Annotated in this window: 1 protein-coding gene; it reads right to left on the minus strand. The window is 36.8% G+C overall.

Annotated features, from left to right (window positions below):
• The coding region (locus RHIZ70P_RS22660; RefSeq protein ID WP_210209775.1) for a hypothetical protein at window positions 1-454 on the minus strand (454 nt) is incomplete at both ends.

Genomic DNA, 454 nt, shown 5'->3' on the forward strand with positions numbered 1-454 from the left:
CCGTTGAACCGTTATTCTCAACTGTGACAAAAGATGATTTTTGCATCAGTTCCAAAGGTTTACTGGATATCCAAACGACACTGCTAGGATCTAGTTTTGTGATAGGTTCCTTTTTGAAGAAAGAATCAATTTTTTGAGCAGACACTTTATTATTTTGAAAGCAAATTACAGCTGCTTCTTGTTGCAGATAATGAGCCAAGCGCTGTGTAGGCATACTACCCTTTAAACAAACAAATTTAGGCAAAGGTAAATCACTGCCCAGACTGATCGTTGCACCACAAGCTCGAATTATTGAATTAAAAGAAGTTTCATTACTAATAATTGCTTGCTTTGAATATTCGATAAGTCTTTTACAACCAGCCAAAATACCAATACATGAGATGCCACCTACTCGCCGATCTTGTTTAACAGTCTGAGTTTTTAGAGGGGTAACTTTGATAAGTTCGAAAGGATG

This window comes from Paenirhizobium selenitireducens ATCC BAA-1503 (genome assembly GCF_900492185.1).
GTDB lineage: Bacteria > Pseudomonadota > Alphaproteobacteria > Rhizobiales > Rhizobiaceae > Allorhizobium > Allorhizobium selenitireducens_A.